The organism is Rhabdaerophilum sp. SD176, from assembly GCF_030143245.1.
Taxonomy (GTDB): Bacteria; Pseudomonadota; Alphaproteobacteria; order Rhizobiales; family Beijerinckiaceae; genus Rhabdaerophilum.
On the sequence record NZ_JARJNS010000005.1, the window covers coordinates 92,005 to 116,868 of the forward strand.

The window sequence follows — 24,864 nt, forward strand, 5'->3', positions numbered from 1 at the left end:
ACGAGCGAAGCTTATCCTGGCTGGCGCAGCGGGTCGAAAGCAAGTTCGATGATCCGCGAGGCCGGCTCGGTGATGCTGTCGTGCAGCTGGTAAGAGAATTGCCAGCTTCGAAGGGCATCGGTCAATTCTAACTGGTAGTCACGGCCCTTTGGAAAGAGCCCTATTGCCCCGCTTTTCAACAGGAGATTCCCGTAGGCGATCAAATCACTCAACTGAGCCAGAGCACGGGCAGTAAGGACATCGATCGCCGGAAGACGCGGAATAGCCTCTTCGATCCGCATGGCATGAATTGTCGTGGGTAGCTCAAGCGCCACGGATACCGCTCTGAGAAAGGCCGCTTTCTTATGATTGCTCTCGATCAGATGAATTTGCGCGCCCGCCCGGCCAGCCAAGGCGCACGCGATCACGATGCCAGGCAAACCACCACCTGACCCCATATCGGCCCAGCAGAGAGCTCGCGGCTTCAAAGCGTGCAATTGCAGGCTATCGACAATGTGTCGCTCCCAGAGAGAATCAAGGGTCGTCGGCGAGACGAGGTTGATCCGTGCCTGCCATTCCCGGAGCATTCCGACATAGGCCTCAAGCCGCTCGCGTGTTTCACGTGAAACATCGATCCCGGCCTTTGTCAGGATCGCCTCTCCAGCCAGATCATCGCCCCGTCCGATCACGCCGCACGCTTCCTGAGGATGGCGGCCAACAGCACCAGCGCTGCGGGAGTCATACCTTCAATCTGTCCCGCTTCGTGAATGGAACGTGGGCGAATCGATTCCAGCTTGTGCCGCAATTCGTTCGACAAACCGAGGACATGCTCGAAACGGAAGTCGCCAGGAATAACCATACCCCGATCCCGTTCTACCCGCTCAAGATCCTCAGCCTGCCTCGCAAGGTAAACGCTGTACTTTCCCTCCGTCTCCAGAAGGTCCCGCGCCCAGGATGGACATCCGCCAAGTTGGGGCATGAGAGGGATGAGCCGCTCAAGATCCACACCAGGCAAGGCCAGAAGAGAGAATCCGTCACGACGCACTCCGTCCAGATTCACATCCAGTCCAGCAGACCTCGCCTCGTTCGGCGTAAGCCGAATCGCCCTCAGGACGCTACGATAGTCTTCAAGCAGGTCCATCTTGGCTTCATGCGCGGCGCGCCGTTCATGACCGACAAGCCCAAGTGCGACACCCTCGTCGGTCAGTCTCGCATCGGCATTGTCCGCACGGAGTGACAACCGAAACTCTGCCCTCGACGTGAACATCCGGTAGGGCTCGGTGACCCCCAAGCGTGTCAGATCATCGATCATCACACCGAGATAACTCTGGCTTCGGTCGAAGCTCACGCCCTCCGAGCCACCGGCCCGTCGCGCTGCATTGAGTCCGGCCACGAGGCCCTGCCCTGCAGCTTCTTCGTAGCCAGTCGTTCCATTGATCTGTCCCGCAAAGAACAATCCTTGGACACGCTTGCTCTCGAGCGTGGCGGTGAGCTCGCGCGGGTCAATGAAGTCATACTCGATCGCGTAGCCGTGCCGAAGGATCCGAGCCTTCTCAAGGCCGGGAATCGAAGCAACCATTGCATCCTGTACCGCTTCCGGAAGCGAGGTCGAAAGTCCGTTCGGGTAGACAGTAGGATCGTCCAAGCCTTCCGGCTCCAGGAAGATCTGGTGCGAGGTTCGGTCTGCAAACCGGACAATCTTGTCTTCGATGGAAGGACAGTAGCGCGGTCCCCGCCCGGAAATTCCCCCCGAATACATGGCCGACAGGTGAAGGCTTTTCTCGATGATCGCCTGCGTTTCGGCTGTGGTCCGGGTGATGTAGCACGAAACCTGCGGAACCTCGATCCGATCGGTCCGCGTGGAAAATGGTTCCGGAGGTGAATCGCCTTTCTGTTCTTCACAGCGCGCCCAATCAATCGTGCGCCCGTCGAGCCTTGCTGGTGTACCCGTTTTCAGTCGGCCCAGGGCAAACCCGAGGGCTTGCAGCCGCTCGGCCAGAAGGCGTGCCGGCGGTTCGTCGGCGCGGCCAGCAGGGATTTGCCGGTTCCCGATATGGATCACTCCCCGCAGGAATGTACCGGTTGTCACAACAACTGAACGGCACGGTAGAACCCGTCCATCTGACAAGCAAACGGATCGGACGCGAATCGAATCCAGATCAATATCCGCGACCTCGCCTTCGATGATATCGAGCCGCTCCTGCTCGCTGAGAACGTCCTGAACGGCCTGGCGATAAAGCGCCCGGTCCGCCTGAGCGCGAGGCCCACGCACGGCGGCGCCCTTGCTCCGGTTCAGGAGTTTGAAATGAATGCCCGCGCGATCGATAGCCCGAGCCATAATACCATCGAGGGCATCGACCTCACGAACCAGATGCCCCTTGCCGAGCCCCCCAATCGCAGGATTGCAGGACATCTCCCCGATCCGGTCACGGCGCAAGGTAACCAGCGCAACGCGAGCGCCCACCCGCGCAGCGGCTGCGGCAGCCTCGGTGCCGGCATGCCCACCGCCAACGACGATGACATCATAGCCTCGTTCACCCATATCCGGACCCCGCTGTTTCACGTGAAACACTACTTCCCTATACAGAACCGCTTGAACACAACGTCAAGGACATGATCCGGCTCGATCCGACCGACGAGCCGGTCCAACGCAACAGAGGCCCGGCGCAACCCTTCCGCTCTTAACTCCAAAGCTTCCGAGCCAAATGCGGCAGCTTGGCCCAGCACATCCGCCGCTTCAGACAACGCCTTCCTCTGGCGCTCATGCACAAGCGCAACTTCTCCCTGGCCTATCCACGCAGCCTCGCGTGCCCGTACACCCAGTTCCCCGATCAGTCCATCAAGCCCTTGGCCCGTCAACGCAGACACAGCGAGACCGTGATATTGTTTCGTTGAAGAATCGATCAGATCGATCTTCGTCGTGACCGGAAGCTCGGCTTCCTGCCGGAGATCGTGTTGAACTTCCGGAACATCGGCCGGCTGCAGCCAGATCCTCAGATCGGCCGAATTTGCAGCGCGACGCGTCCGCAGGATGCCCTCCTGCTCAAGTCGATCGTCTGTCTCGCGCAGCCCGGCAGTGTCGATCAGGACAACCGACAGCCCTCCAAGATCGAGATTCACCTCAAGGACGTCCCGCGTCGTTCCAGCGATCTCGGAGGTGATCGCTATGTCACGCCGGGCAAGGGCGTTCAGCAGGGAAGACTTGCCGGCATTGGGGGGGCCGAGCAACGCAACGCGATAGCCACCGCGGATGATCTCAGCCGCAGGCGCGGGGGCGGCCGCGTCAAGAAGGCTCTGCCGCAGATCCAGAATAGATTGTTGCAGGTTCGAATCGAATGTCCGGAGAACGTCATCTTCGTCCGCAAAATCGATCAGGGCCTCGGTGAGCCCACGCAACTCGACCAACGAATCGCGCCAGCCGGCAATGCGCTCGCGCAGCCAATGCCGGTTGGATTCCGCCAGCCGGGCCTGGGCACGCGTCTCGGCCTGCAGGACATCACCGAGCGCCTCCACATCTAGAAGATCCATCTTCCCGTTGGTGAAGGCCCGCCGAGTGAACTCTCCAGGGTCCGCTGGACGAAATCCCGGCTGTCCGGACAAGGCCTGCACAATCGAGCGCACGACAGCCCGGCTGCCATGGACATGAAGCTCGACCAGGTCTTCCCCGGTGAAACTGTTCGGCGCGCGAAAGGCGATGACCAGCCCCTCGTCCAGCACCTCGCCCGACCCCGGTTCCCGAAGCTGCCGCAAGGATGCCTGCCGGGGTTTCGGCAGCGCAAATCCAAAAAGCGACGCAACGCCCATTGCCTCTGGCCCAGAAACGCGGATTACCGCAATCCCGGCAACAGAGGGGCCCGTGCTGAGCGCATAGATCGTATCCATTGCTCCGTCCCGGACCCCTGCCCCAAATGGCGCGTGTCAGGTGTTCATCGACTCGAAGAAGTCGCTGTTCTGCTTGGTCTGCCGAAGCTTGTCGAGCAGGAACTCGATCGCATCCTGCGGACCCATCGGGTTGAGAATGCGACGCAGGACATAGGTCTTCTGGAGTTGTTCGCGCGGCGTGATGAGCTCTTCTTTCCGGGTGCCGGATTTGAGAATGTCCAGCGCCGGGAATACGCGCTTGTCCGCTACCTTCCGGTCGAGCACGATTTCCGAATTGCCTGTACCCTTGAATTCCTCAAAGATCACTTCGTCCATGCGGCTGCCCGTATCGATCAGCGCGGTTGCAATGATTGTCAGCGAGCCGCCTTCCTCGATATTGCGGGCAGCACCGAAAAACCGCTTCGGGCGCTGCAGCGCATTCGCATCGACACCGCCGGTGAGAACCTTGCCGGAAGACGGCACGACGGTGTTGTAAGCCCGGCCCAAGCGGGTGATCGAATCGAGCAGGATCACCACATCCCGGCCATGTTCGACGAGGCGCTTGGCCTTCTCGATCACCATCTCCGCTACCTGGACATGCCGCGTAGCCGGTTCATCGAAAGTCGACGAGACAACCTCTCCACGGACGGAACGTTGCATGTCGGTCACTTCCTCCGGCCGCTCGTCGATGAGCAGGACGATCAGATAGCATTCCGGGTGGTTGGTCGTGATCGACTGGGCGACATTCTGCAAGAGGACGGTCTTGCCTGTCCGGGGCGGTGCGACGATCAGCGCACGCTGGCCCTTGCCAATCGGCGCGACGATGTCGATCACCCGGGCCGACATGTCCTTCTTCGTCGGGTCGGGATTCTCAAGCCGCAACCGCTGGTCGGGATAGAGCGGCGTGAGATTGTCGAAATGGACCTTGTGGCGCGCCTTCTCCGGGTCTTCGAAATTGATCGTATTGACCTTCAGCAGCGCGAAATAGCGCTCTCCGTCCCGCGGGGACCGGATCAGCCCCTCCACGGTATCGCCGGTCCGCAGCGAGAAGCGGCGGATTTGCGCGGGAGAGATGTAGATGTCGTCCGGCCCGGCCAGATAATTGGCATCCGGCGAACGAAGGAAGGCGAAACCATCCTGCAGGACTTCGACAACGCCCTCACCAATAATCTCGGTATCATTGGCGGCGAGCTGCTTCAGGATGGCAAACATCAGCTCCTGCTTACGCATGGTGCTGGCGCCCTCGACCTCCAGTTCCTCCGCAAAGCTGAGGAGTTCGGTAGGTGATTTGCGCTTCAGGTCGTGGAGCTTGATCTCCGGCATTGTCAAACCTTGATTGGAATAGTCGAACGGGGAAAAACGAAGACGGGCCGTTACGCATCTTGGGAAAAGGCCAGTCTGGCATGCCAGATCACTGACAGCCGGAGCCGCTCAGCCGCAGGAAGGGGGCGAGCGATGCAAGTCCGATAAACGCTTTATCAGGATTCGGCAAGACGTCTTTCGCAGGACCCTGCGCTCAGCCTGCCGGCCTGCTGTTCAGAAGGGCTTGACGATGACCAGCACGACGATACCGACCATCAGCAACGTCGGAACCTCATTCTGCATGCGGTAAAACCGTCCCGTGTGGCGTCGCTCGTCACGCGCGAAAGCCGCAACCCATGCTCCCTGCAAATGGTGGTGGCCGGTCATCAGCGCAACCAGCAGCAGCTTGCCATGCAACCAGCCGCCGCGGAACCCGAAGCTCGACCAGGCCAGCCAAAGGCCGGTCCCCCAGGCAACGACCATGGCTGGCCGCATGATGTAGCGGTACAGCTTGCGCTCCATCACCTTGAAGCGCTCGCTGGCATCGGAATGTGCCTGTGCTTCCGAATGATAGACCATCAGCCTCGGTAGATAGAGCAGGCCAGCCATCCACGAGATGATCGCCAGAACATGCAGAGCCTTGAGCCAGAGATCCATCAGCCCCGCACCCGCCGCAACATGGCTTCAACATGCGGGATCGGCGTGGGCGGCAGGATCCCGTGACCCAGATTGAAGACATGCGGCAGGCCCGCCGTCGATTCGAGGATATGGTCAACCGCCGCATCCAGGCCACTGCCGCCGTTGATCAGGACCAGAGGGTCGAGATTGCCCTGGGTCACCATGCCGGGCGGGAGTTGCTTCCGGATATCGGAAAGCGCACAGGCCGTATCCAGGCTGATCGCATCGCAGTTCGTTTCGGAAACGAATCGCGAGAAACCACCGGCAATACCCCTCGGGAATGCAATAATCGGGACGGAGGGGTGGCGGGCCTTCACGCCGGCAATGATCCGCCCGATCGGAGCCTCGCTCCAGCGCCGCAATTCCCTCTCAGGCAGGTTGCCTGCCCAGGAATCGAAGATCTGAAGCGCCTCGGCGCCAGCTTCTGCTTGCAAGCACAGATGGCGCGTACAGGCTTCGACAAGCAGGTCCGTCAGTGATTGGAAGGCCTCCGGATGCTGATAGGCAAAATGCCGGGCCGGCGCCTGATCCGGGGTCCCTCGACCGCCGATCATATAGGTCGCCAGCGTCCAGGGAGCGCCACAGAAGCCAATCAGCGCCACAGATGGTGGCAGGGCAGCGCGCACACCGCGAAGGGCGTTGTAGACCGGTTCCAGCTTCTCCTCGTCAAGAGCGGATGCAAGGCCTTTGAGAGCCTCCGGCGTCTCCATCGCTTCGAGACGCGGTCCCTCGCCCTCCGCAAAGCGGACACTCTGACCGAGAGCATCCGGGATGACGAGAATATCCGAAAAGATGATGGCGGCATCGAAACTGAACCGCCGGATCGGCTGCATCGTCGCTTCGATCGCGAGTTCCGGCGAATAACAGAAATGCAGGAAGTCCCGTGCCTGAGAACGGATGGCGCGATATTCCGGTAGATAACGACCGGCTTGACGCATGAGCCAGATGGGGGGACGCGCAGTAGCCTTTCCGGCCAGAACATCGAGGAAGGGCTTCACGAAGGCTCCCGAAAACAAGAAAGGAAGAGGATTCTTCTCTGTTTCTCTTTCTGGCACGCCTCAAAGGGCATCCGCAAGATCGTCCACAGAGGAATGTCAACCGGACTGGACACATGGGAAAGACAAGGCGTCCCGAGCCGATCGTTTTTCAAGGAATCCCAGCCGCTTGGAGCAGAATGATCCGGCAATGACCGGTTTCTCCCCGATCTTCACATCCTCTCTCCGCAAGAATCCCCAACCCGGTCTCTGGGGATGGATTTCCGCCTTTCCCACAGGGCCTTCGGCTGCCTTCCCGCAAGGGGCTCGATTGCGCTCGACTGTCCCCCGCCGTAAACAGGGATGTGGACAACCCGGTTGATATCGCCATCGCCCCGGGACTTCGGACAGGGATCATGGGCCGGAACTTCTTTCATCTCCATCTGGTCTCGGATTCGACCGGCGAGACGCTGATTACCGTGGCCCGCGCGGCAACGGCGCTCTATGCCGGTATTTCGCCGATTGAGCATGTCTATCCGCTCGTGCGCAATGAAAGGCAGCTCGACCGGGTCATCCTCGATATCGAGAACGAGCCTGGAATCGTGCTCTACACGATGGTTGACCAGGAACTGGCGGCCCGCCTGCAGAGAGCCTGCGAGGAACAGGGATGTCCAAGCCTTTCAGTCCTCGAGCCGGTCCATAACCTGTTCCAGTCCTATCTCGGCGTGGTGACAACCCCCAAGGCCGGCGCCCAGCACATGCTGAACGCTGAATATTTCCGCCGGATTGATGCCCTCAATTTCACGATGATGCATGATGACGGCCAATTGACCGAAAATCTCGATCAGGCCGATGTCGTCCTGGTGGGCGTCAGCCGAACCTCGAAGACGCCGACAAGCATCTATCTCGCCAATCGCGGGATCAAGACGGCCAATGTGCCGCTGGTCCCGAATGTACCGCTTCCGCCCAATATCGAGACGCTGGTCAAGCCGCTGATTGTCGGCCTCGTGGCCTCCCCGGAGCGCATCGTCCAGATCCGGCAGAACCGGATGCTGGCCCTGGCGGCGGATGGCAAGGATTCGACCTATATTGACCGCCAGGCCGTAACGGAGGAAATCGCACAGGCCCGCCGCCTGTTCGACCGCAACAACTGGCCGGTGATCGATGTCACGCGACGGTCGATCGAGGAAACCGCTGCCGCAATCATCGATCTCTACCGCACGCATCGATTGGGGTTGGTTGCGCAATGAACGGGTCGACTTTCTGGAAGCGGGGCCAGCCGCTGCTGCTCGCCTCCGGCTCCGCAACGCGGCGTCAGATGCTGGAAGCAGCTGGAATTCCGCTGGTGGTGGTGCGCGCGCCTGTTGACGAGGGTGCGATCGCCGCCACGTTGCTGGAAACACGCCGGACGCCGGCCGAAATTGCCATTGCGCTGGCGCATGCCAAGGCGGAAGCCGCCGCGCGCAAGCATCCGGAGGAACTGCTTCTCGCCGCAGACCAGACGCTCGACCATCAGGGGCGCTTGCTGATGAAGCCGGCGGACCTGGATCATGCCAGAGCCCAGCTGCTCTCCTTGCGCGGGACCGCGCATTTTCTCCATTCGGCGGCGGTGCTTCGCCGGGGCGATTCTGTACTCTGGGCCGGCATCGCCTCGGCATCGCTGCAGATGCGGAATTTCTCGGCAGCGTTCCTCGACGCCTATCTCGACAGCATGGGTCCGCTCGTCACCACCACTGTCGGTGGCTACCAGCTCGAGGCGCTGGGAATCCATCTCTTCGACTCGATCGAAGGTGACCACAGCACGATCCTCGGACTACCCTTGATCCCGGTCTTGCACGCCCTGCGGGACCTCGATTGTCTTGCCGCGTAGGAGCCCACATCAATGAATGATCCAGCCAGAACCGGCCATCCGGGAACACGGGCCGTCATCATTGGCCGCCCGATCACCCATGCCCGGTCGCCGCTGATCCACGGCTACTGGCTCAAGCAGCTTGGCCTCGACGGCGCCTATGACCGCCGCGAGGTGATGCCCGGAGCGGTCGCGGCCGTGCTCCGCGAGTTGCGGGCCGAGGGCTATGCCGGCGGGAACGTCACCGTGCCGCACAAGGAAGAAGCGTTCATGGCCTGCGACCGCGTGACGGAGCGGGCCCGGATCGCCGGCGCGGTCAATACCTTCTGGTTCGAGGGTCCCGAACTCCATGGGGACAATACCGACGGGATCGGATTTGTCGCGCATCTCTCGGAGACATGGCCGGAATGGGACCGTGAACCGGCGGAAATCCGGATCATCGGAGCCGGGGGAGCCGCGCGTGGCCTGATCGCCCCTCTTCTCGATCGGAATGTGAAAGCCATTTCGGTGTCGAATCGTTCCCGAGAGCGGGCGGAAACCCTGTGTGACGATATCCGGGCTGTTTTGCCGGCGGCGCCACTCACGATTCTCGACTGGTCCGATCGCGGTGCGCATCTCGGAACCGTCGATCTGCTGGTCAATACCACCAGCATGGGAATGAATGGCCAGTCTCCGCTCGAAATCGATCTGTCAGCGATGAAACCCTCTGGCATCGTGGCGGATATCGTCTATGTCCCGCTCGAAACGCCTCTTCTGGCCGCAGCCAATCACCGTGGCTTGAGAACGCTGGACGGTCTCGGCATGCTGCTCCATCAGGCCGTGCCCGGGTTTGAACGCTGGTTCGGCCAGCATCCCTCGGTCACACAAGCCCTGCGGCAGCATGTCTTCGCTGATCTGCTGGCGCAGCATTGATGGCAAAAGGGATTGCGGCATGTTTCGGCTCGGCCTGACGGGATCGATTGGCAGCGGCAAGTCGACCACCGCTGCCTTCTTCCGAGAAGCGGGAATCCCCGTCCATGATGCCGATGCGACCGTCCATGCCCTCTATGCCGGCCCGGCCGTCGCTTTGGTCGAGGCTGCTTTCCCGGGCACAACGCGGGAGGGGAAGGTCGACCGCGCGGCCTTGTCGGCAGTCCTTCGCGCATCCCCGCATCGTTTTCCGGAGCTGGAGGCCATCGTCCATCCGCTGGTCCGGGCTGCCGAGCTGGCGGCTCTTGACACTGCTGCTCGGCTTGGACACCGGCTCGTCGTGCTCGATATCCCGCTTCTTTTTGAAACACGAGCCGAACAACGCTGCGACGCTGTGCTCGTGGTCCATGTCTCGCCCGAGGAGCAGGCCCGTCGCGTGCTGGCCCGGCCGGGCATGAGCGAGGCGCTTTTCCACGCCATTCTCGCGCGGCAGATGCCCCCGGCGGAGAAACGCCGCCGCGCCCATGCCATGATCGATACCGGCCTCGGCCTCGATGCCGCGCGTCGGGATGTCCACGCGCTCATCCGGGCCTTGGCATCGACAATCGGGTGAGGGACTTTTGAATGCGCGAGATCGTGCTCGATACCGAAACGACCGGCCTTGACCCGTTCAAGGGTGACCGGCTTGTCGAGATCGGCTGCGTCGAGATGGTGAACCGGTTTCTCACCGGCAGGGTCTTCCATCGCTATCTCAATCCTGAGCGACCGATGTCGCCGGATGCCTTCGCTATTCACGGGCTTTCGGATGCATTCCTCTCCGACAAGCCGGTCTTCCGCGATGTCGCACAGGAATTCCTCGACTTCATCGGCGATTCGGCGCTCGTTATTCACAATGCCGCCTTTGATATCGGCTTCCTGAACTACGAGCTGAAGCGACTGGGGCACCCGCCCATTGTGCAGACACGCGTGATCGACACGCTGATGCTGGCACGCCGGCGCCATCCTGGCCAGCAGAACTCGCTCGATGCGCTCTGCCAGCGCTACGGAATCGACAATTCCAGGCGCACGAAGCATGGCGCCTTGCTCGATTCGGAGATTCTCGCCGAGGTCTATGCCGAACTGACCGGCGGCCGCCAGTCATCCCTGGGGCTGACGGCAGATCTTTCGGCGCCGGCGACGGGCGCCATTGCGGCCGTGCGTGAAGCCGACCGGAAACGCGGCTTCATGCAGCACCACGCGCGGATCTCGGAAGACGAGCGCAGGCTCCATGCCGAGTTTGTCGCCCAGATCGGCGCAAGAGCGCTCTGGAATGAGTATCTCGCCGGAGCGCCTGACCCGTCGGGCGACCCGGCCAAGACCAGCTGATGAAGGATGGATTGATCAGCTGTTCATGCCGCCGCGCTGCAATTCCTGCATGCGCGCCTGATAGAGACCGCCGAAATCGATCGGCTGGAGCAGGAAGGGCGGGAAACCGCCATCCCGTACCGCATTGGCCAGGACAGCGCGCGCGAACGGGAACATCAGGCGCGGGCACTCGATCATGAGCACCTGGCTGATATGTTCCTTCGGGATGTTCATCAGGCGGAAGACCCCTCCGAAATTCAGCTCGAAGCGGAACAGCATGCCGTCGCCCTCGCCAGCCGCCCCTTCGAGGATCAGTTCGATCTCGTAATCGTCCTCGCCAATCGGCTTGGAATTGACGTTGACCTGGATCGAGATGTTCGGCGGTGTTTCCTGGGGCCGCAGCGATTGCGGAGCGTTTGGATTCTCGAAGGAGAGATCCTTCACATATTGCGCAAGCGCTTCGAGATGCGGCGCGCCGCCATTGCCATCGGCCATCGTTTTCGTCCTGTTTTCGCAATGCGCGCCGTCACCGGTGCGCCGTTCAATCCGGTTCGACCCGTGCCCCCGCTTACACGGATGGCGGCTGGCCCTCAAGCGGGCCTTTGACGGATTTTGCCTTGCGGCGGGTTTTTTTCGCCGCGATTTCCTTCCATTCCGATGCCGGAAGCTCGAGAAAGCGCGGATCTTCTGCCTTGCCGGAGCGTCGCTGCCACCAGGCAACCACGCCCTTCCGCAGGCTTGGCGAGAACAGCGCGATGCCGAACAGCATCGGAATCAGTCCCGGTAGCGCGATCAGGATCCCGGATGCCATCGGGAAGCCAAGCGCGGCAAGGCGATCCAGCCCCTGGTGACCGCGTGCCGCGCGTCCGGCGAGAACCGTGATCAGGACAAGCGCGATCAGGCCAAGGCCGCCCTTCAGGCTCACGATGGCCAGCACCAAGCCCCAGCCCAGCCGTGCCGCAAGCAGCTCCAGCAGGACGAATTCGAGCAGCATCCAGCCTGCAACCAGGATGAGCAGGGGGCGCAGGGCTGGAAAGGACGATCGGAGCATGACGAGCCGTCGCTGCCTCAGGGGGATGCCGAATTCCGGCGATCATGCGATCATCTAGAGGATAGCGAAGCGGGCGAACAGGCCCTATATGACATTCAGGGAAACATCGTTTCCTGGCCAATGCGGAATGCGATGGCGGTTTGCCGGGAAGAACCAATGCAGAATTTCGATATCCTCACGCTGGTCTTTTTGGGGCTGGCCGTTTTCGTGATCTACAAGCTGCGCTCCGTCCTGGGCACGCGGACCGGCACGGAAAAGCCGCCGCGAGACCTGTTTGACCGGCGCCCGCCCGCCGACGTCCCCCAGCAGGACAACAGCCCTGGCCCCAATGGCAGCTCGAACGTGGTGCCCATGCCCGGCCTCCGCCGCGATGCGCCAACCGAGGCTCTTCCCCCGGAAGCCCGCCTCGAGGGTGTAGTGGCCAAGGACAGCCCGGCCCAGAAAGGCCTCATCGAGATCATGCAGGCCGATCCGAGCTTCGATCCGAAGGAGTTTGTCGGTGGCGCCCGCTCGGCCTACGAGATGATCGTGCTGGCCTTTGCGAATGGTGACCGCCGCACCCTCAAGGATCTGCTGGCCAAGGATGTCTTCGAAGGCTTCGACGCTGCGATCCGCGAACGCGAAACCCGGAACGAGCGGGTGGAAACCCAGTTCGTCTCGATCGACAAGGCCGAGATCTCGGATGCGACGCTGCGGGCCCGTACGGCGCAGGTCACCGTCCGCTTTCAGTCCAAGCTGATCACCGCCACCCGGGATGCCGGTGGCACGGTGATCGATGGCAATGCGGAAAAGGTGGCCGACGTGGTCGATATCTGGACTTTCGCCCGGGAAACCACGGCCCGTGATCCGAACTGGCGGCTTGTGGCAACCGAATCGGCGCAATGAAGCCTGCCGGCAAGGTTGCCCAGGGCTGCCTTGCCGCGATGATCGGGGCCCTCTCGTCCATGTCGGTCTCCGCTGAACCTGCCGGATCGGTTCTGTCCAGCCTGCTACCCGACGGCACCCGGACCCGCGTGCTCGACTGGGCCGCCGTACCGGGCTGGAGCGATGACAACCACGCCGAAGCCTTCTCTGTCTTCCTCCGCACCTGCCCGGCCGGCATCCCGGCCTTGAGGTCGGGGCAACCGCGCCCTGCCGCGCTCCAGCGGGCTTGTGACCTTGCCTTTGCCGGAAGGGACGTGCTTGCGGCCGATAATGGCCAGGCCCGACAGTTCTTCGAGCGGCATTTCAGGCCGGCCGAGATCATCCCGCTCAGCGGTGCCGGTTTCCTGACCGGCTATTACGAGCCCGAACTTGAAGCCTCCCGGCAGAAGCGGGATGGGTTTCCGGAGCCGGTTCTGCGCCGTCCGGCTGATCTTGTCACGGTTCCGCAGGGCGAGCCTGCGCCGTCTCCGCTCGATGCAGACCTCCAGGCCTGGCGCCGCGGGCCCGGCGGCCCGGAACCCTATCCCGACCGCAAGGCGATCTGGGCAGGTGCCCTGGCTGGCCAGGGGCTGGAAATCGCCTGGCTGCGCGACAAGCCCGAGCTCTTCATCACACAGGTCCAGGGTTCCGCCCGCCTCCGCTGGGTCGACGGCGGCGTCGGCCGCCTGCGCTATGCCGGCCGGAACGGCCACCCCTATACCTCGATCGGGCGAAAGTTGGTTGAACGCGGCATCATGGCGCTCGAAACGATGACGCTGGCGAAGCTGATGGGCTGGCTGCGTGAAAATCCCGCCGAAGCCCGCGCGCTCATGGAGGAGAACCGCTCCTACGTGTTTTTCCAGCTCGACGAGAGCCTCTCCCCGGATGAGGGGCCGATCGGCGGCGCCGGCATTCCGCTTGTGGCGGGCCGCTCGCTCGCCGTCGACCGTTCCATCTGGCCCTATGGCCTCCCGGTCTTCATCGAGGTCTCGCCGCTGGTTCCCGAAGGTGGACGCAAGCGCATCGCGCGCCTGATGATCGCGCAGGACACCGGCTCCGCCATTGTCGGGCCGGCACGCGGCGACTTTTTCGTCGGGTCCGGTTCTGCGGCCGGAGATCGCGCTGGCCTTTTCCGAGATCCGATGCGGTTCATCATCCTCGTCCCGCGCGAGATGTCGCCGTGAAGCGGCGGCGTGACGGCGATGTTCCGCCGAAACCAGCCCGGCGGCTCCGTCGCGGGCTGACTGCGGAAGAGCGAACGCTCTGGGCCCATGTCGTGCAGAGTGCCAAGCCGATGCCGGGCCGCACCCTCCCGGTTCCGGAGCCTCGGCCTGAGCCAGAGGAGAAGCCGGTTCCGGTGGCGCCGCTGCTTCCTGCTCCGAAGACGCCCGCCCGCCCGCGCCTGCTTCCGCTGGCCGGTGTGGAACGTCGCCTCCTCAAGGATCTTTCCCGCGGGAGCCGCCAGGTCGATGGCCGCCTCGACCTGCACGGGATGCGGCAGGCGGAGGCGCATCAGGCTCTCCGGATGTTCCTGCACCGCCATCATGCGCTGGGCTCGAAGCTCCTCCTCGTCATTACAGGCAAGGGCGGGGGCCCCGATTCCCCTGGCGGCGAGCGGGGAATCCTGCGGCGCCTCGTTCCTCACTGGCTGTCCGACCCCGATCTCCGCCCTCTGGTCGTCGGTTTCGAGGTTTCGGCCCGCCAACATGGTGGCGAAGGCGCCCTCTATGTCCGGCTTCGTCGCCGCCGCGACACTTGATTTCTCCGCCCTGCTCGGCCATTCACCCGCCTGGGCCGTGGACGACGCGTCCCGAGCCACAAAGGATTTCCAGATGGACCGCGAATTCGACGTTCTCGCCCTCGGCAACGCCATTGTCGACGTGATTGCCCGGGCTGAGGAAGATTTCCTCGTGGCCCAGGGCGTCGCCAAGGGGTCGATGACCCTCATCGACGAAGCCCAGGCCGAGCGGCTTTACGCGGCAATGGGCCCGGCGACGATCATTTCCGGCGGTTCGGCCGCGAATACGGTGGTCGGCCTCGCTTCGTTCGGCGGGGCGGCGGCTTTTATCGGCCGCGTGAAGACCGATCCGGTCGGCGATGTTTTCGCCCATGACATCGTGGCCTCGGGCGTCGCCTTCGGTACGCCGGCGGCACTGGATGGACCGGCAACCGCACGCAGCTTCATCCTTGTCACCCCGGATGGCGAGCGCACGATGAACACTTATCTCGGCGCCTGCCAGAACCTTACCGAGGCGGAAATCGACCCCGCGACGGTGGCGAAGGCCAAGGTGACCTATCTCGAAGGTTATCTCTGGGATCCGCCCCATGCGAAGGCCGCTTTCCGAAAGGCCGCGAAACTGGCCCATGCTTCCGGTCGCGAAGTCGCGCTGACCCTGTCGGATTCCTTCTGCGTCAATCGTTACCGGGACGAGTTCATTGCCCTGATGCGCGGCGGAGAGGTCGATCTTGTCTTCGCCAACGAGAGCGAACTGAAGGCATTGTATGAAACCGGCGATTTCGGCACCGCTCTCTCGGCGCTCCGCAACGATGTGAAGCGCGCGGCCGTCACGCGGTCGGAGCAGGGCGCCGTCATCATCGAGGGCAATCGCACGGTCACGGTTCCCGCCCGCCCGATCGAGCAGCTGGTCGACGCAACCGGCGCGGGTGATGCCTTCGCGGCAGGCTTCCTGTTCGGCTACACGCAGGGCATGGGTTTCGAAAAGGCCGGCCAGCTCGGCGCGCTGGCGGCCAGCCATGTCATCCAGAAGATCGGCGCCCGCCCGGCCGAGCCTCTGCGCGGCCTCGCACAACAGGCGGGCCTTCTCGCCTGACGAAGAGGGAGGCGCTCAGAGTTTCCGGAGCGCCACTTCCTCGATCATGTGGTTGCTGCCCTTGCGCAGGATGAGATCGGCGCGGGGCCGCGTCGGGAAGATGTTCTCGCGCAGGTTCGGCAGGTTGATCCGGTCCCAGAGGCCGAACGCTGTTTGCCGGGCTTCCTCTTCGGAAATCTCGGCATAGCGCCGGAAGAAACTTTCCGGTTTGCGGAACGCGGTCTTGCGCAGGGTCATGAACCGGTCGACATACCAGCGCCGGAGAAGCTCTTCCTCCGCATCGATATAGATCGAGAAATCGAAGAAATCCGAGACGAAGGGGATTGGCTTGGCGTCGCGCGGCAGTTTCGGCGGCTGCAGCACGTTGAGCCCCTCGACAATCAGGATGTCCGGCCGATCAATCTCGATCTGCTCGCCCGGCACCACGTCATAGACGAGATGCGAGTAGAGCGGCGCGGTGACATTGCGTTCCCCGGCCTTGATCCGCGCGAGAAAATGCAGCAGCGCCGGCGTGTCATAGCTCTCGGGAAACCCCTTGCGCTCCATCAGCCCGAGCCGCCGCAGCTCGGCATTCGGCAGAAGGAAGCCATCCGTCGTCACAAGGCTGACCTTGGGCGTGTTCGGCCAGCGGGCCAGCAGCTTCTCGAGCACGCGGGCCGTGGTGGACTTCCCAACCGCCACCGACCCGGCCACGCCGATAATATAGGGAACCTTGGCGTCGCCACCGGCATTGAGGAAGCGCTGCGTCGCCTTGAAGAGGCCCTGTGTGGCCGCGACATAGAGAGCCAGCAGGCGCGAGAGTGGCAGGTAGATATCCACCACCTCGTCGAGGCCCAGCCGGTCATTGATCGAGGTTAGCCCCTTGATCTCCTCGAGGCTCAGCGTCAGCGGCGTATCCGCGCGCAACGAAGCCCATTCCTCGCGGCTGAACAGACGGAATGGCGACAGGTCGACATCGGGCGACAGCTTCGAGATTTCGACATCCATGGCGTAGAGCCCCCCTTCCCGCCGTCTGATGCGGCGTTATCCCCGGCCGCCTGGCCGGCTGGCTTTCTCCGCGAGCCCGGATTGCGCAGTCCGGGCCTCCAGTTCGGCCATCACCTGGTCCAGCCCGACACCCGCGATCCGAAGCACGACGAGCAGATGATAGAGGAGGTCAGCGCTTTCCTTCGTCAATTCCCGCCGGTCGCCCGAAAGTGCAGCGATCACGGTCTCGACGGCTTCCTCGCCCAGCTTCTTCGTGGCGCGGGGCATGCCTTCGCTGGCAAGCCGCGCCGTGTAGGATTGTGCCGGATCATCGGCCGAGCGGGCCGCGACAATGGCATCAAGTGCCTCGAGCGTGAACTGGCTCATCGGATGCCCTCCAGCCCGTCCAGCCGCATCGGCAGCCCGGCCTGTGCCATGTGCCGTTTGGCTTCGGCAATCGAAAAGGTGCCGTAATGGAAGATCGAGGCAGCCAGGACGGCGCTGGCGCCGCCCTCCCGGATCCCCTCGACGAGATGGTCCAGCGTGCCCACTCCGCCGGAAGCCACAACCGGCACAGTCACGGCATCGCTGACGGCCCGCGTCAGGGCCAGGTCGAACCCGGCCTTCGTGCCGTCGCGATCCATCGAAGTCAGCAGGATCTCGCCCGCGCCGAGATCCGCGACCTCGCGCGCGAAGGCGATCGCATCGATCCCCGTGGGGTTGCGACCACCATGGGTGAAGATCTCCCAACGCGGGGATTCTCCATCCCCGCTGACCTTCTTGGCGTCGATCGCGACAACAATAGCCTGGGCGCCGAACTTCTCCGCCGCCCGCCCGACGATCGACCGGTCGCGTACGGCAGCCGTATTGATCGAGACCTTGTCCGCCCCGGCCAGCATCAGCGCGCGCACATCCTCGACATCCCGGACCCCGCCGCCCACCGTCACCGGCATGAAGCAGTTTTCCGCTGTTCGCCGGACGACATCGAGCAGCGTGCCGCGATTCTCGTGGCTGGCGGTGATGTCCAGAAAGCACAATTCATCCGCGCCGGCAGCGTCATAGGCCTTGGCGCTCTCGACCGGATCGCCGACATCGGCGAGATCGACGAAGTTGATGCCCTTGACGACGCGGCCATTCTTGACGTCGAGGCAGGGAATGACGCGCTTCTTCAGCATCAGGCCGCCCTCCTCCGGCTGACCAGGGCCAGTGCCGCCGCCGGATCAAGCCGGCCATCATAAAGCGCGCGGCCGGTAATGGCGCCGGCCAGCCGGCCGCATTCCGGCGAGACAAGCCGTTCGACATCCACGATCGAGGCCAGCCCGCCCGAGGCGATGACCGGGATCGACAAAGCCTCGGCCAGCCCGACCGTGCCCTCGAAATCGAGCCCTGACAGCATGCCATCGCGCGCGATATTGGTGTAGATGATCGCCGCCACGCCGGCATCCTCGAAGCGCCGGCCGAGATCGACGGCCAGCAGGTCGGAGGTTTCGGCCCAGCCCTCCACGGCCACGCGGCCGTCGCGCGCGTCGATCCCCACGGCGACCTTGCCGGGAAAGGCGCGAGCCGCCTCGCGGACGAAGCCGGGATTCTTCAGCGCGGCCGTCCCGATAATCACGCGCGCAATTCCGCGCGCGAGCCACGCTTCCACCTGCGCCATTTCGCGGATGCCGCCGCCCAGTTGCACCGGGAAGCGCACGCGGTCGATGATGCCCTCCACCGCCCGCGCATTGACCGGCGAGCCGGCGAAGGCGCCATCGAGATCGACGACATGCAAAGCCTCGAAACCCTGTGCCTCGAAGGCGGCGGCCTGCGCGGCCGGGTCATCATTGAAGATGGTGGCCTGCGCCATGTCGCCCTGCTTGAGGCGAACGCATTGCCCATTCTTGAGGTCGATGGCGGGGTAGAGGATCATGGCGCTTCCGGTCGAAAGCGCCGCTATGGCGCCCATTTGAGGAAATTGGCAAGCAGTTTGACACCGAGGACCTGGCTTTTTTCCGGGTGGAACTGCGTGCCGATCACCGTGTCGCGGCCGACTATGGCCGAAACCGGCCCGCCATATTCCGCCGTGGCGATCAGGTTGCCGGTGCCCTCCGGAATGAGATGGTAGGAATGCAGGAAATAGGCGTGGAGCCCCTGCGGACCTAGCGAAATCCCGTCCAGTACCGGGTGGCCGGAGGTCATGGCCAACGTGTTCCAGCCCATATGCGGAACCTTGAGCGCCGGATCGGCTGGCGCAAGCCGCACGACATCGCCCGGAATCCAGCCAAGCCCGGCGGTAATGCCGCGTTCGAGCCCGCGTGTCGCCAGCAGCTGCATGCCGACGCAGATCCCGAGGAACGGCCGCCCCTTGCCGCGGACAGCGTGGTCAAGCGCCGCTTCCAGGCCGCTGACAATGGCGAGGTTCTCGCGGCAATCCCGGAAGGCGCCGTCGCCAGGCAGGACGATACGGTCCGCCGTCGCGATCACATCGGGATCGGCCCCCATGAAGACCTCGCCGCGCTGGCCCGTCTCGTCGAGGGCGCGCATCAGGGCCTTGGCGGCGGAATGCAGATTCCCCGCGCCGTAATCAATCAGGGCGATCTTCACGCCGGACCTCGTGCCTGCGGGAAGAGGCCCATGACCGGATTGGCCGGCCCGTGCGGCACGAAGCCCTCCGGGGTGGCTTTCCCCGATCGGGGGGCATCCAGACGCTCCTCACCGGCAAAGAACCGCCGTTCGGCCTCATCCTCGCTCGGAGCGATCACCAGCCCGGCCTCGTGATGGCGCGACAGGCGCAGCGCGAGCCGGCGCAGGCTTGCGCCTTCGAGCCCCCAGGAAAGCGAGATCAGGGCCATCACGGCCAACTGGAAACCCGGCGGCAGGCCAAGGGCGGCCACAATGCCGAGCAGCGCCAGCTGGAGCAGCAACGCGACAATGCCGATCACGGCATGCCCCTTGGCGATCAGCCAGAACGGCCCGAACCCGAACGCCGCGATATTCCAGCCGTCCCGCACGAAGACAGCTTTCTCGCGGGCCAGATCCGGATCGGCGATGCGGCTCTTGAGGTGAACGGTGTAGCAAGCCATCAGACCGACAGCGTCCCCTTGGTCGAGGGCACGCGATCCGCCGCGCGCGCATCCTTCTCGGTGGCGAGCCGTAGCACCCGGGCAAGGCCCTTGAAGGCGCTTTCGGCGATATGGTGGCTGTTCACCCCATGCAGGCACTCGACATGCAGGGTGATGCCCGCATTGGAGGCGAAGGCCTGGAAGAATTCCCGCACCAGTTCGGTATCGAAGGTGCCGATCTTCTCGGTCGGGAAATCAACCTTGAAGACGAGGAAAGCCCGGCCGGAAATGTCGAGCGCGACGCGCGTCAGCGTCTCGTCCATCGGCATCAGGCAATCGGCATAGCGCGTGATTCCGGCTTTCGTGCCCAGCGCCCTGGCGAAAGCCTGGCCGAGCGCGATGCCGACATCCTCCGTCGTGTGGTGGTCATCGACATGCAGGTCGCCTTCGGCGCGGACCAGCAGATCAATCATCGAATGGCGGGCAAGCAGCGTCAGCATGTGGTCGAGAAAGCCGATCCCGGTGGCGATATCGGCCCGTCCGGTCCCGTCGAGATCGAGCCCGACCTCGATCTTCGTCTCACCGGTTTCCCGCTTGATGTCGGCGCGACGCATGGCTCACTCCACGATTGTCCGGCCAGGGCCCGGATCCTCGCTGCCGCCTTTACCGAAAAAGGCTCCGGACGGCAATTCCGGATCGCCGCCGCGCTGCAAGTCCGATCCCTGCATGTCAGGCCCGTCCAAGTCCGACCTTGGCAACTCTTGGCGACAATCCCTACATTGGCGGGATCTGAATCAGGAGTCGCCCGTGTCCGAACCGTCCAACCCCGCCACAGGCTGGCATGCCACCACGATCCTGATGGTCCGGAAGGACGGGGCGACGGTGATCGGCGGCGACGGGCAGGTCAGCCTCGGCCAGACGATCATCAAGGGCAATGCCCGCAAGGTCCGGCGGCTCGGCAAGGGCGAGGTGATCGCGGGCTTTGCCGGGGCCACGGCGGATGCCTTCACGCTGTTCGAGCGTCTCGAGGCCAAGCTCGAGCAATATCCCGGCCAGCTGATGCGCGCCTGTGTCGAACTGGCGAAGGACTGGCGCACCGACCGCTATCTCCGCCGGCTCGAGGCAATGATGCTGGTGGCGGATCGCACCACCGGCCTCGTTCTCTCTGGCACGGGCGATGTGCTCGAACCCGAGGGCGGCATCATGGGCATCGGTTCCGGCGGCATGTATGCTTTGGCCGCCGCGCGGGCCCTCGCCGATACGGAGTTCGGCGCCGAGGAGATCGTCCGCCGCTCGATGCGGATTGCCGGCGAGATCTGCGTCTACACGAACGCCAACCTCGTGATCGAGAGCATCGAGGCATGATCGACCGACGCGGCGGGTTGGCCCCGATGCCCGAGCGTATCCGTCTTGCCCCGCCCGTGGGCCAACCAGGACATTCTGCATGACCGCTTTTTCGCCCCGCGAGATCGTTTCGGAGCTGGATCGCTATATTGTCGGCCAGAAGGACGCCAAGCGCGCTGTCGCCATTGCCCTGCGCAACCGCTGGCGCCGCCAGCAGCTGGAAGGCCAGATGCGCGAGGAGGTCCTGCCGAAGAACATCCTGATGATCGGCCCGACCGGCTGCGGCAAGACCGAGATTGCCCGCCGCCTCGCGAAACTGGCCGGGGCGCCCTTCCTCAAGATCGAGGCGACGAAATTCACCGAGGTCGGCTATGTCGGCCGCGATGTCGAGCAGATCGTCCGCGATCTGGTCGAGGTCGGGATCGGCCTCCAGCGGGACGCCCGCCGCAAGGATGTCGAGGCGAAGGCCCATGTCGCGGCCGAGGAGCGCGTGCTTGACGCGCTTGTCGGCTCGACGGCCTCGCCCGCCACGCGGGATGCATTCCGCCGCAAGCTCCGCAACGGCGAGATGGCTGACAAGGAAATCGAGGTCGAATTGCAGGGCGGGCCAGCCGGCGGCCTGCCGATGTTCGACATTCCCGGCATGCCCGGGGGCCAGATTGGCGCGGTTTCGCTGGGCGACATGCTCGGCAAGGCCTTCGGGTCGCGCGGGAAACCGCGTCGGATGACGGTACGCGAGGCCTACGAGCCGCTCTTGGCGGAAGAAAGCGACAAGCTGATCGATCAGGACCGGATCGTTGCGGAGGCGATTCGATCCGTCGAGGAGAATGGCATTGTTTTTCTGGACGAAATCGACAAGATCTCGGTCCGCGAGGGACGCGGCGGTGGCGATGTCTCGCGCGAAGGCGTCCAGCGCGACCTCCTGCCGCTGATCGAGGGCACGACCGTCGCCACCAAGCACGGCCCGGTCAAGACCGACCATATCCTCTTCATCGCCTCCGGCGCCTTCCATGTCGCCAAGCCCTCGGATCTCCTGCCCGAGCTGCAGGGCCGCCTGCCGATCCGCGTCGAGCTGAAGCCGCTGGGCGAGGAGGATTTCCGCCGCATCCTGAGCGAGACCGAGGCATCGCTGATCAAGCAATCCGTGGCGCTGATGGCGACCGAGCAGGTGTCGCTTTCCTTTACCGAAGATGCCATCGCCGCCTTGGCCCGCGCCGCCTTCGAGGTGAACAGCAATGTCGAGAATATCGGCGCCCGCCGCTTGCAGACGGTTCTGGAGCGTGTGCTTGACGAGATCAGCTTCACCGCGACCGATCGCGGCGGCGAGACGATTGTGATCGACGGCGACTGGGTCCGCCGCGAGGTCGGCGACCTCGCCCGCAACGCCGATCTCTCTCGCTTCATCCTGTGAAGGCACTGCGATGAGGCTGGCCATTCTCGCCGATATCCATGGCAATGTCCTCGCGCTCGAGGCGGTCCTGCGCGATATCGACCGTCAGGGCGCCGATATGCTCTTCGATCTCGGAGACCGTGTCTCCGGCCCGCTCTGGCCGCGCGAGACGCTCGATCTGATGCGGAAGCACGCCATTCCAGGCGTCCGCGGCAATCATGACCGGCTTGCCGGCAGCGAATCACCCGATGGGCTGGGCCCTTCCGATCGTTTCGCCTTCGATGCGCTCGATGCGGAGAGCCGGGCGTTGCTGCGCGCCCTGCCCTTCGAGGCCAGCCCGGCACCGGGAATCTGCGCCTTCCATGCCACGCCGCAGCATGATGACCGGTATGTGGTCGAGGATATTGCCGAGGGACGCCTAGTCCGGGCTCCGGCCGACAAGATCACCCGCCGCCTCGGCCTGGTTGAGGCGAGCATCGTCCTTTTCGGCCACAGCCACCGTCCGGATCTCCTGCGCCTGCCAGACCGTCGCTGGATCCTCAATCCCGGCAGCGTCGGCTGTGCGGGCTATCAGGATGTCACCGGCCGGGCCCATGTCTCCGAGTCCGGAACCCCGCTCGCCTGCTATGCCCTGCTGACGCTCACCGCCTCCGGCCAGCCGGATGTCACCTTCCGCGCCCTTCCCTATGATAACGAGGCGGCTGCTCGTCGCGCCCAGGAGAATGGCCGGCCGGATTGGGCCGCTCCCTTGCGCTCTGGCTGGATGCCGGCAGCCCTTGGCGGCTCCGCTGCTTGACGACGGCAGCCGGTTTCGCCCAACGTTCCGCCATGTCGCTCGCCCTTCCTTTCACGATTGTCGGCTCGGCGACCCTCGCTTCCCGCGTGACAGGGTTCGTGCGGGACGTGATGATCGCCGCTGCACTCGGCACCGGGCCGATCGCCGATATCTATGTCGCGGCCTTCCTCATCCCCAACCTGATCCGCAAGATGGTGAGCGAGGGCGCGTTCAACGCCTCGCTCGTCCCGCGCCTTGCCCGGCTTGAGCGGGAGGGCGGCCAGCAGGCGATGCAGGGCTTCTTTGATGATCTGCTGTCCATCCTGATGGTGGCGACAATCCTGCTGGTCCTTGTCGCCGAGCTTTTCATGCCGCAGATCATGACGCTGCTCGCGCATGGTTTCGCGGCCGATCCGGGCAAGCTCGACAATGCGGTGCTCTTCGGACGGATCGCCTTCCCCTTTGTCGGATTTGTCATCCTCGGCGCGGCCATTGCCGCCCTGCTCAACGCGCTTGACCGATTCGCGATGGCAGCCCTCGTGCCTCTTGCACTGAACCTGATGATGATTCTGGTTCTGGCGGTCATCCTCGCCGGAGCCACGGCCGGCCCCCGCGAATCAGGGCTTGTCCTTGTCAGCACCGTCCTTGTCGCCGGGCTGGCGCAGCTCGTCATGCTCTGGGTGGCGGCGCGCCGCCTCGGCCTCGCTTTATCGCCCCGCCCGTGGGATGCCTTGGCCGGGCGGATTGACCCTGGCGCATGGTCGCTGCTGGTTCGCATGCTGCCGGCGATGGTCGTCGCCGGGTCAGGCCATGTCCATATGGTCATGGCGAGCCAGACCGCCTCGCTCGAGCCGCGGATCCTCTCGATGCTCTATTTCGCCGACCGCCTGTTCCAGCTGCCGCTCGGCTTTGTCGCCTCGGCCATCGGCGTGGTTCTGCTTCCGCATGTTTCGCGCGGGTTCCAGCAGGGTGATAGTGAATCGATGGCGCAGGCCCAGACCGAATCGGTCATCTTTGCCGCCCTGCTGATCTTCCCGGCGACGATCGGCCTCTGGATTCTCGCCGAACCGATTGTCTCGATCCTGTTCCGCCACGGCGCGTTCCTTGCCGAGGATGCCCGCCATACCGCCCGTATCCTGAAAGTCCTTGTCCTGGCCCTTCCGGCCTTCATCCTCATCAAGGTTGTCCTGCCATCCTTCCTCGCCCGTGAGGAAATGGGACGGCCAGTGATGGTGGCGCTGCTGGCGCTGGCTGTGAACGGCATCGCCGCCTGGTTCCTCCGGACAGTGGATCCGGTCCTGGCCGCGCCAGGCGGCGTGGTTGCCGGGGTCTGGGCCAATGCGCTCCTGCTCCTCGCCATGGCGCGCGGAAGACTGGCCTTCCAGCCCCGGGCAGGTTGGCGGGTGGCGGCCACGCTCCTCTGTGCACTGGCCATGGGCTGGTGCGTCCATGCAATCCTGCCCCATGCCGCGCCGCTGCTGGAGCCCGGCCGGGGCTTCGGCCTCCGTGTTGCGGTGCTGGCTGCGCTCTGCCTCGGGGGCATCGTCGTTTTCGGCATGCTGACCCGGCTGCTGGGCGTCTATTCCCTCGCCGCCATCCGCCGCCGGGCCCGGTCCTCCTGAAATCGCGGCTTGTCGAGGCTCGCGCTGATTGATAGAGGCGCA

The 24,864-nt window shown here is 64.0% G+C and carries 27 protein-coding genes and 1 pseudogene; 13 read left to right on the top strand and 15 right to left on the bottom strand.

Annotated features, from left to right (window positions below; genetic code table 11):
- Positions 1 to 11: 11 nt before the first annotated feature.
- From rsmG to hemE, 6 genes and pseudogenes are all read right to left on the bottom strand, one after another.
- A complete protein-coding gene (gene rsmG, locus P0652_RS12690; RefSeq protein ID WP_284179201.1) occupies positions 12 to 668 on the bottom strand; it encodes a 16S rRNA (guanine(527)-N(7))-methyltransferase RsmG in 657 nt (218 codons plus the stop codon).
- Entirely contained in the window at positions 665 to 2,521 is a 1,857-nt protein-coding gene (gene mnmG / locus P0652_RS12695) for a tRNA uridine-5-carboxymethylaminomethyl(34) synthesis enzyme MnmG (protein WP_284179202.1), read from the bottom strand. Before mnmG ends, rsmG begins: the two co-directional genes overlap by 4 nt.
- 29 nt (positions 2,522 to 2,550) lie before the next feature.
- Positions 2,551 to 3,861 carry a tRNA uridine-5-carboxymethylaminomethyl(34) synthesis GTPase MnmE gene (gene mnmE / locus P0652_RS12700; protein ID WP_284179203.1) on the bottom strand — a complete coding sequence of 437 codons (1,311 nt, stop codon included), beginning with the start codon at positions 3,859 to 3,861 and terminating at the stop codon, positions 2,551 to 2,553.
- Positions 3,862 to 3,897: 36 nt separating this feature from the next.
- Entirely contained in the window at positions 3,898 to 5,163 is a 1,266-nt protein-coding gene (rho, locus tag P0652_RS12705) for a transcription termination factor Rho (RefSeq protein WP_284179204.1), read from the bottom strand.
- Positions 5,164 to 5,376: 213 nt separating this feature from the next.
- Positions 5,377 to 5,793 (bottom strand): annotated as a pseudogene (hemJ, locus tag P0652_RS12710) (protoporphyrinogen oxidase HemJ); the annotation flags it as partial.
- Positions 5,794 to 5,798: 5 nt separating this feature from the next.
- Positions 5,799 to 6,818, bottom strand: a complete 1,020-nt coding sequence (gene hemE / locus P0652_RS12715) for a uroporphyrinogen decarboxylase (protein WP_284179205.1) — start codon at positions 6,816 to 6,818, stop codon at positions 5,799 to 5,801.
- 392 nt (positions 6,819 to 7,210) lie between these two features.
- Between hemE and P0652_RS12720 the strand changes: the two genes are divergently transcribed.
- Genes P0652_RS12720 through dnaQ form a run of 5 tightly spaced genes read left to right on the top strand, consistent with a single transcriptional unit; the run spans position 7,211 to position 10,917 of the window.
- On the top strand, positions 7,211 to 8,044 hold the full coding sequence (locus tag P0652_RS12720) for a pyruvate, water dikinase regulatory protein (RefSeq protein WP_284179206.1): 834 nt from the start codon (positions 7,211 to 7,213) through the stop codon (positions 8,042 to 8,044).
- The gene (locus P0652_RS12725; protein ID WP_284179207.1) at positions 8,041 to 8,664 is read left to right on the top strand and encodes a Maf family protein; all 624 of its coding nucleotides are present in this window, start codon (positions 8,041 to 8,043) and stop codon (positions 8,662 to 8,664) included. The genes P0652_RS12720 and P0652_RS12725 overlap by 4 nt, the downstream gene beginning before the upstream one ends.
- Before the next feature lie 12 nt (positions 8,665 to 8,676).
- Complete coding sequence (locus P0652_RS12730; RefSeq protein ID WP_284179208.1) at positions 8,677 to 9,555, top strand: shikimate dehydrogenase; 879 nt, start codon at positions 8,677 to 8,679, stop codon at positions 9,553 to 9,555.
- A gap of 19 nt (positions 9,556 to 9,574) precedes the next feature.
- Positions 9,575 to 10,165, top strand: a complete 591-nt coding sequence (gene coaE, locus P0652_RS12735; RefSeq protein ID WP_284179209.1) for a dephospho-CoA kinase — start codon at positions 9,575 to 9,577, stop codon at positions 10,163 to 10,165.
- Between the two features lie 11 nt (positions 10,166 to 10,176).
- A complete protein-coding gene (dnaQ, locus tag P0652_RS12740) occupies positions 10,177 to 10,917 on the top strand; it encodes a DNA polymerase III subunit epsilon (protein ID WP_284179210.1) in 741 nt (246 codons plus the stop codon).
- A gap of 15 nt (positions 10,918 to 10,932) precedes the next feature.
- Here the strand turns inward: dnaQ and secB are convergent, their stop codons facing one another.
- On the bottom strand, positions 10,933 to 11,391 hold the full coding sequence (secB, locus tag P0652_RS12745; RefSeq protein ID WP_284179211.1) for a protein-export chaperone SecB: 459 nt from the start codon (positions 11,389 to 11,391) through the stop codon (positions 10,933 to 10,935).
- A gap of 73 nt (positions 11,392 to 11,464) precedes the next feature.
- Complete coding sequence (locus P0652_RS12750; RefSeq protein WP_284179213.1) at positions 11,465 to 11,947, bottom strand: FxsA family protein; 483 nt, start codon at positions 11,945 to 11,947, stop codon at positions 11,465 to 11,467.
- A 156-nt stretch (positions 11,948 to 12,103) separates the two neighbouring features.
- On the opposite strand from P0652_RS12750, the gene P0652_RS12755 reads away from it, so the two are divergent.
- From P0652_RS12755 to P0652_RS12770, 4 genes are all read left to right on the top strand, one after another.
- Positions 12,104 to 12,832: a Tim44/TimA family putative adaptor protein gene (locus P0652_RS12755; RefSeq protein ID WP_284179214.1), complete on the top strand. Its 729-nt coding sequence runs from the start codon at positions 12,104 to 12,106 to the stop codon at positions 12,830 to 12,832.
- Positions 12,829 to 14,034, top strand: a complete 1,206-nt coding sequence (mltA, locus tag P0652_RS12760; protein WP_284179215.1) for a murein transglycosylase A — start codon at positions 12,829 to 12,831, stop codon at positions 14,032 to 14,034. The genes P0652_RS12755 and mltA overlap by 4 nt, the downstream gene beginning before the upstream one ends.
- The gene (locus P0652_RS12765) at positions 14,031 to 14,609 is read left to right on the top strand and encodes a Smr/MutS family protein (RefSeq protein ID WP_284179216.1); all 579 of its coding nucleotides are present in this window, start codon (positions 14,031 to 14,033) and stop codon (positions 14,607 to 14,609) included. The genes mltA and P0652_RS12765 overlap by 4 nt, the downstream gene beginning before the upstream one ends.
- Positions 14,610 to 14,682: 73 nt before the next feature.
- Complete coding sequence (locus P0652_RS12770) at positions 14,683 to 15,681, top strand: adenosine kinase (RefSeq protein ID WP_284179541.1); 999 nt, start codon at positions 14,683 to 14,685, stop codon at positions 15,679 to 15,681.
- A gap of 15 nt (positions 15,682 to 15,696) precedes the next feature.
- On the opposite strand, the gene coaA is transcribed toward P0652_RS12770, so the two are convergent.
- Genes coaA through hisB form a run of 7 tightly spaced genes read right to left on the bottom strand, consistent with a single transcriptional unit; the run spans position 15,697 to position 20,305 of the window.
- Positions 15,697 to 16,668: a type I pantothenate kinase gene (coaA, locus tag P0652_RS12775; protein WP_284179217.1), complete on the bottom strand. Its 972-nt coding sequence runs from the start codon at positions 16,666 to 16,668 to the stop codon at positions 15,697 to 15,699.
- Positions 16,669 to 16,704: 36 nt separating this feature from the next.
- Positions 16,705 to 17,034 carry a phosphoribosyl-ATP diphosphatase gene (locus P0652_RS12780; protein ID WP_284179218.1) on the bottom strand — a complete coding sequence of 110 codons (330 nt, stop codon included), beginning with the start codon at positions 17,032 to 17,034 and terminating at the stop codon, positions 16,705 to 16,707.
- Complete coding sequence (gene hisF, locus P0652_RS12785; protein WP_284179219.1) at positions 17,031 to 17,822, bottom strand: imidazole glycerol phosphate synthase subunit HisF; 792 nt, start codon at positions 17,820 to 17,822, stop codon at positions 17,031 to 17,033. The genes P0652_RS12780 and hisF overlap by 4 nt, the downstream gene beginning before the upstream one ends.
- On the bottom strand, positions 17,822 to 18,559 hold the full coding sequence (hisA, locus tag P0652_RS12790; RefSeq protein ID WP_284179220.1) for a 1-(5-phosphoribosyl)-5-[(5-phosphoribosylamino)methylideneamino]imidazole-4-carboxamide isomerase: 738 nt from the start codon (positions 18,557 to 18,559) through the stop codon (positions 17,822 to 17,824). Before hisA ends, hisF begins: the two co-directional genes overlap by 1 nt.
- 23 nt (positions 18,560 to 18,582) lie before the next feature.
- Positions 18,583 to 19,233, bottom strand: coding sequence for an imidazole glycerol phosphate synthase subunit HisH (gene hisH, locus P0652_RS12795; RefSeq protein WP_284179221.1), 651 nt, complete (start codon positions 19,231 to 19,233; stop codon positions 18,583 to 18,585).
- Positions 19,230 to 19,712: a DUF2628 domain-containing protein gene (locus tag P0652_RS12800; RefSeq protein ID WP_284179222.1), complete on the bottom strand. Its 483-nt coding sequence runs from the start codon at positions 19,710 to 19,712 to the stop codon at positions 19,230 to 19,232. The genes hisH and P0652_RS12800 overlap by 4 nt, the downstream gene beginning before the upstream one ends.
- Complete coding sequence (hisB, locus tag P0652_RS12805) at positions 19,712 to 20,305, bottom strand: imidazoleglycerol-phosphate dehydratase HisB (RefSeq protein ID WP_284179223.1); 594 nt, start codon at positions 20,303 to 20,305, stop codon at positions 19,712 to 19,714. The genes P0652_RS12800 and hisB overlap by 1 nt, the downstream gene beginning before the upstream one ends.
- 193 nt (positions 20,306 to 20,498) lie before the next feature.
- On the opposite strand from hisB, the gene hslV reads away from it, so the two are divergent.
- The 4 genes from hslV to murJ all read left to right on the top strand — a co-directional run bounded on the left by hslV (position 20,499) and on the right by murJ (position 24,822).
- On the top strand, positions 20,499 to 21,056 hold the full coding sequence (hslV, locus tag P0652_RS12810; RefSeq protein ID WP_284179224.1) for an ATP-dependent protease subunit HslV: 558 nt from the start codon (positions 20,499 to 20,501) through the stop codon (positions 21,054 to 21,056).
- Positions 21,057 to 21,135: 79 nt separating this feature from the next.
- Complete coding sequence (hslU, locus tag P0652_RS12815) at positions 21,136 to 22,446, top strand: ATP-dependent protease ATPase subunit HslU (RefSeq protein WP_284179225.1); 1,311 nt, start codon at positions 21,136 to 21,138, stop codon at positions 22,444 to 22,446.
- Between the two features lie 10 nt (positions 22,447 to 22,456).
- A complete protein-coding gene (locus tag P0652_RS12820) occupies positions 22,457 to 23,221 on the top strand; it encodes a metallophosphoesterase family protein (RefSeq protein WP_284179226.1) in 765 nt (254 codons plus the stop codon).
- A 32-nt stretch (positions 23,222 to 23,253) separates the two neighbouring features.
- Complete coding sequence (murJ, locus tag P0652_RS12825; RefSeq protein WP_284179227.1) at positions 23,254 to 24,822, top strand: murein biosynthesis integral membrane protein MurJ; 1,569 nt, start codon at positions 23,254 to 23,256, stop codon at positions 24,820 to 24,822.
- Positions 24,823 to 24,864: the final 42 nt, after the last annotated feature.

Excerpts from the sequence above, each read along its gene's own strand:
- mnmG (WP_284179202.1), bottom strand. The coding sequence starts at position 2,521 with ATGGGTGAACGAGGCTATGATGTCATCGTCGTTGGCGGTGGGCATGCC.
- mnmE (WP_284179203.1), bottom strand. The coding sequence starts at position 3,861 with ATGGATACGATCTATGCGCTCAGCACGGGCCCCTCTGTTGCCGGGATT.
- rho (WP_284179204.1), bottom strand. The coding sequence starts at position 5,163 with ATGCCGGAGATCAAGCTCCACGACCTGAAGCGCAAATCACCTACCGAA.
- P0652_RS12720 (WP_284179206.1), top strand. The coding sequence starts at position 7,211 with ATGGGCCGGAACTTCTTTCATCTCCATCTGGTCTCGGATTCGACCGGC.
- P0652_RS12725 (WP_284179207.1), top strand. The coding sequence starts at position 8,041 with ATGAACGGGTCGACTTTCTGGAAGCGGGGCCAGCCGCTGCTGCTCGCC.
- P0652_RS12730 (WP_284179208.1), top strand. The coding sequence starts at position 8,677 with ATGAATGATCCAGCCAGAACCGGCCATCCGGGAACACGGGCCGTCATC.
- coaE (WP_284179209.1), top strand. The coding sequence starts at position 9,575 with ATGTTTCGGCTCGGCCTGACGGGATCGATTGGCAGCGGCAAGTCGACC.
- dnaQ (WP_284179210.1), top strand. The coding sequence starts at position 10,177 with ATGCGCGAGATCGTGCTCGATACCGAAACGACCGGCCTTGACCCGTTC.
- secB (WP_284179211.1), bottom strand. The coding sequence starts at position 11,391 with ATGGCCGATGGCAATGGCGGCGCGCCGCATCTCGAAGCGCTTGCGCAA.
- P0652_RS12750 (WP_284179213.1), bottom strand. The coding sequence starts at position 11,947 with ATGCTCCGATCGTCCTTTCCAGCCCTGCGCCCCCTGCTCATCCTGGTT.
- P0652_RS12755 (WP_284179214.1), top strand. The coding sequence starts at position 12,104 with ATGCAGAATTTCGATATCCTCACGCTGGTCTTTTTGGGGCTGGCCGTT.
- mltA (WP_284179215.1), top strand. The coding sequence starts at position 12,829 with ATGAAGCCTGCCGGCAAGGTTGCCCAGGGCTGCCTTGCCGCGATGATC.
- P0652_RS12770 (WP_284179541.1), top strand. The coding sequence starts at position 14,683 with ATGGACCGCGAATTCGACGTTCTCGCCCTCGGCAACGCCATTGTCGAC.
- coaA (WP_284179217.1), bottom strand. The coding sequence starts at position 16,668 with ATGGATGTCGAAATCTCGAAGCTGTCGCCCGATGTCGACCTGTCGCCA.
- P0652_RS12780 (WP_284179218.1), bottom strand. The coding sequence starts at position 17,034 with ATGAGCCAGTTCACGCTCGAGGCACTTGATGCCATTGTCGCGGCCCGC.
- hisF (WP_284179219.1), bottom strand. The coding sequence starts at position 17,822 with ATGCTGAAGAAGCGCGTCATTCCCTGCCTCGACGTCAAGAATGGCCGC.
- hisA (WP_284179220.1), bottom strand. The coding sequence starts at position 18,559 with ATGATCCTCTACCCCGCCATCGACCTCAAGAATGGGCAATGCGTTCGC.
- P0652_RS12800 (WP_284179222.1), bottom strand. The coding sequence starts at position 19,712 with ATGGCTTGCTACACCGTTCACCTCAAGAGCCGCATCGCCGATCCGGAT.
- hisB (WP_284179223.1), bottom strand. The coding sequence starts at position 20,305 with ATGCGTCGCGCCGACATCAAGCGGGAAACCGGTGAGACGAAGATCGAG.
- hslU (WP_284179225.1), top strand. The coding sequence starts at position 21,136 with ATGACCGCTTTTTCGCCCCGCGAGATCGTTTCGGAGCTGGATCGCTAT.
- P0652_RS12820 (WP_284179226.1), top strand. The coding sequence starts at position 22,457 with ATGAGGCTGGCCATTCTCGCCGATATCCATGGCAATGTCCTCGCGCTC.
- murJ (WP_284179227.1), top strand. The coding sequence starts at position 23,254 with ATGTCGCTCGCCCTTCCTTTCACGATTGTCGGCTCGGCGACCCTCGCT.